At 38.6% G+C, this 3,131-nt stretch carries 1 protein-coding gene and 4 tRNA genes; 4 read left to right on the forward strand and 1 reads right to left on the reverse strand.

Going from position 1 to position 3,131, the window contains the following annotated elements:
- Window positions 1–88: 88 nt before the first annotated feature.
- The 4 genes from GQR53_RS20295 to GQR53_RS20310 all read left to right on the forward strand — a co-directional run bounded on the left by GQR53_RS20295 (window position 89) and on the right by GQR53_RS20310 (window position 518).
- Window positions 89–175: transfer RNA gene (locus GQR53_RS20295), tRNA-Leu, on the forward strand.
- 49 nt (window positions 176–224) lie between these two features.
- Window positions 225–300: transfer RNA gene (locus GQR53_RS20300), tRNA-Gly, on the forward strand.
- Window positions 301–319: 19 nt separating this feature from the next.
- Window positions 320–393, forward strand: a tRNA-Cys gene (locus GQR53_RS20305).
- A 38-nt stretch (window positions 394–431) separates the two neighbouring features.
- Window positions 432–518 (forward strand) — tRNA-Leu (locus tag GQR53_RS20310).
- A 929-nt stretch (window positions 519–1,447) separates the two neighbouring features.
- On the opposite strand, the gene GQR53_RS20315 is transcribed toward GQR53_RS20310, so the two are convergent.
- Window positions 1,448–2,863 carry a sodium:alanine symporter family protein gene (locus tag GQR53_RS20315; protein ID WP_165745038.1) on the reverse strand — a complete coding sequence of 472 codons (1,416 nt, stop codon included), beginning with the start codon at window positions 2,861–2,863 and terminating at the stop codon, window positions 1,448–1,450.
- Window positions 2,864–3,131 lie beyond the last annotated feature (268 nt).

The following is a 3,131-nucleotide window of genomic DNA, read 5'->3' on the forward strand; positions in this document are numbered from 1 at the left end:
GACCTTGCCAAGGTCGAGGTCACGAGTTCGAGCCTCGTGTACCGCTCCATATTAGTTTTATCCACTTGCTTTAAATAGCAAACTCGATGCCCGAGTGGTGGAATTGGTAGACACAAGGGATTTAAAATCCCTCGACTAACAAGTCGTGCCGGTTCAAGTCCGGCCTCGGGCACCACTTTAAGTTATTTAACCAAGATAATTTAAAGTTGATAAAATAGTATTTTGCGGTACTAGCTCAGTTGGTAGAGCGCGACCTTGCCAAGGTCGAGGTCACGAGTTCGAGCCTCGTGTACCGCTCCAAATTATTTGGAAACATTTAGGCGGAATGGCAGAGTGGCCATGCACCGGATTGCAAATCCGTTTACCCCGGTTCGACTCCGGGTTCCGCCTCCATATAATTTACTCCACACGCTTTAATTAGCAAACTCGATGCCCGAGTGGTGGAATTGGTAGACACAAGGGATTTAAAATCCCTCGACTAACAAGTCGTGCCGGTTCAAGTCCGGCCTCGGGCACCATCTATATATTAAGCGCTCTGCTTAAAAAATATCTAATAAATCATTCTAATATCTATAAAATATTCAGTAAAACCCTCATTTCTCATTTCTCATTTCTCATTTCTATGATTTATATTATCTTGATATGCACTATTTTATGCATGGTTTACCCAATAATAGCGTTGTGTGATAGTTCAGTATGAGTTTGTATATCTATCGTATTAAAGATATATATGAGTAGGCATAATGTAATATTTCCAAACCCAGTCCTATAACGCCTCAAATAAACCAGCCATTTAACCCTTAACGACATACAATACTTGATGCTAATGAATACACTTTGAACTGAACTAAGGGTCATAGACTTATGATACCAACTAGCAAAGTAGGCCATTAGCTTTAAAAATCTTGAAACAATGAAGTAATCTACACCTCGAGAGCAAATAATCTTGAAAGTAAAGTTCAAACACTCATATGCTTGTAGCATAAAGTAATACTAATCTGCTTATATATGGGGTTTATTTAAGCTTAAAAAAATTACACTAGATCTATGCAAAAATTTTTTATCTAGTGTTCTAAATAAAAATTTTTAACGACGCTATAGGCAATTTAATCCGTTAAATTGCTCAGAGATTTATGCAGGTTGGTATAGTTGTCGAATTGGTTGGTAACACATGCTCACTGGAAGTTAAAAATCGCGGGTAAGAGTAAGTCTAGAGTTATGGTGAGAGCTTCAAATAGGTAAACAATAAAGTGCTTATACATAATGCAGAGCTATGGGCATTAAGCATCTGTTTTTGTAGGTTGTCTTATCTAGGCTGATAATCAGATAATGTCTATACAGTTTTTATCGTCCGTAACAGCTTTTACTTATAAATGAGCGAGTGCTATGTGTCAGGACTTCTTATTTTTAGAACTAAAAAAGCGAGCCGTAGCTCGCTATTTATTTTTTATTTCCAGGCCTCAGAATCGACCTCTTTAGCAAGTTTAGGATGCTTACTTTTGTCAAAGGTGGGGATTAAGCCCTTTTTGCGTTGTTCGTTGTAATCTTTAGAGAGCCATACAACAACACCTGAAAGCATAAATAGCGCTATAACGTTTACAATGGCCATTAAACCCATTGATATATCTGCCAGCGTCCAAATCAAACCAAGCTCACCAACAGCACCAAACATCACCATACCTAGAACAACAAGTCTAAAGATAAACATACCTTTATTAGAGTTGTGCTCTAAAAACATTAAATTTGTTTCAGCGTAAGAATAATTAGCCACAATAGAAGTAAAAGCAAAAAACAATATAGCTATGGCAATAAAGTAAGTACCCCAGTCGCCGACATGTTCTTGTAATGCTGCTTGTGTCAGTTCAATCCCCATAACGCCAGATTCAGGTACTAATTGCTGCGATAGTAAAATAAGAGAAGCAGTTGCTGTACAAATAACAATAGTATCAATAAATACACCTAGCATTTGCACATAACCTTGTGATGCTGGATGAGGAGGGTAAGGTGTCGCAGTAGCTGCAGCATTAGCTGCACTACCCATACCAGCTTCGTTTGAGAATAAGCCACGCTTTATACCTTGGATCATAGCTTGTGTAACACCATAACCAATTGCACCTGCACCAGCTTGTTCAATACCAAAAGCACTTTTTATTATAAGTACAATTACATCAGGTAATGCAGTAAAGTTAGTGGCGCATACATAAAGAGCAACCAACAAGTAAGCTAATGCCATAAATGGCACAACCATTTCAGCAAAACGAGAAATCGTTTTCAAACCACCAAAAATAATAATACCAGAGCCAATAACCAGGCAAATGCCTACTATATACTTAGGTACATCAAACGCTACTTCAAATGCTGCAGCAATAGAGTTTGACTGTACGGCGTTAAATACCAAACCAAAGGCTAAAATTAAGCATAACGAGAATAAAGTCCCCATCCAGCGTTTACCTAAACCGTTTTGCATATAATAAGCAGGGCCACCTCTAAAATTGCCATCAGCATCTTTTGTTTTATAAGCCTGAGCCAAAGTACTTTCAGCAAAGCTTGTAGCCATACCTATTAATGCAATCAGCCACATCCAAAAAATAGCACCTGGCCCACCTAGGTATAAGGCAACAGCAACACCCGCCATATTACCCGTACCAACGCGTGCAGCTAACGAAGTACAAAAAGCCTGAAAGGATGAAATTTCATTATCGGCACATTTACGAGAGCCAAACATAACTTTGAACATATGTGGAAATTGCACAAATTGAATAAAGCCTAGTCGAAAAGTAAAGAAGAGGCCCGCTGCTATTAATAAGTAGACGAGAACTTGGCCCCATAGAAGGGCACTTATACTATTTATTATGTCTGTCATGGATACTGCCTAAATACATGAGTTAAAAAAAGTGACCGCAACTTATCACATCAGGATAAAAGTGTTTAGTTTTAAAGTTCAAAAACAGAGTTATCAACATGGTTTTGTGGGTAACTTGTGCTTATCGTGTGTGCTTGCTTGGGGCTTAATTTTAATTACTATTTTATGCAAATAACGCTTGCGTAAAATTCGCCGATCCCTATAATGCGACCCCACTGAGACGGGAAAGGCCGAAGCATAGCAAGGCACGAACTACTCAGAGAGTTAA

Origin of the sequence: Pseudoalteromonas sp. Z9A6, from assembly GCF_011378805.1 — a bacterium.
In the GTDB taxonomy this organism is placed as follows: domain Bacteria; phylum Pseudomonadota; class Gammaproteobacteria; order Enterobacterales; family Alteromonadaceae; genus Pseudoalteromonas; species Pseudoalteromonas distincta.

Coding starts and splice junctions, on each gene's coding strand:
- GQR53_RS20315 (WP_165745038.1), bottom strand. CDS start 2,863: ATGACAGACATAATAAATAGTATAAGTGCCCTTCTATGGGGCCAAGTT.